The organism is Alcanivorax sp. UBA3183, from assembly GCF_002364155.1.
Taxonomy (GTDB): Bacteria; Pseudomonadota; Gammaproteobacteria; order Pseudomonadales; family Alcanivoracaceae; genus Alcanivorax; species Alcanivorax jadensis.
On record NZ_DEXN01000036.1, the window covers coordinates 2,558 to 3,197 of the forward strand.

Genomic DNA, 640 nt, shown 5'->3' on the forward strand with positions numbered 1-640 from the left:
CAGTCGTCACTGGTAATGTTCCCGATTCATGCCTTTGGCAGTGAAGCGGTGCGCCAGAAATACCTGCCGAAACTGGCCACCGGCGAGTGGGTCGGCTGCTTCGGTCTCACCGAGCCGGATCACGGTTCCGATCCGGGTTCCATGAGCACCCGCGCCAGGAAGGTGGACGGTGGCTACCTGCTCAACGGCGCCAAGACCTGGATTACCAATTCGCCCATTGCCGATGTGGCGGTGGTGTGGGCCAATCTGGACGGCAAGATCACCGGCTTTGTGGTGGAACGCAGCTTTGACGGTTTCACCACCCCGAAGATCGAAGGTAAGTTCTCCCTGCGCGCCTCCATCACCGGGCAGATCATGCTGGATGACTGCTTCGTACCGGACGAAAACCGCCTGGACGTAGAGGGGCTGAAAGGGCCGTTCAGCTGCCTGAACAAGGCCCGTTACGGGATCAGCTGGGGTGCCATGGGCGCGGCGGAATTCTGCTGGCAGGCAGCACGCCAGTACACCCTGGATCGCAAGCAGTTTGGCCGGCCACTGGCCGCTACCCAACTGATCCAGAAAAAGTTGGCGGACATGCAGACCGAAATTACCTTGGGCCTGCAGGGCGCGCTACAGCTGGGCCGACTGATGGATGCCGGCA

1 protein-coding gene is annotated in these 640 nt (G+C 61.2%); it reads left to right on the forward strand.

All coding sequences use genetic code 11. The annotated features are described in order from the left end of the window. On the forward strand, window positions 1-640 hold a 640-nt coding region (locus B3Q33_RS11540; protein WP_286827546.1), incomplete at both ends, for an acyl-CoA dehydrogenase family protein.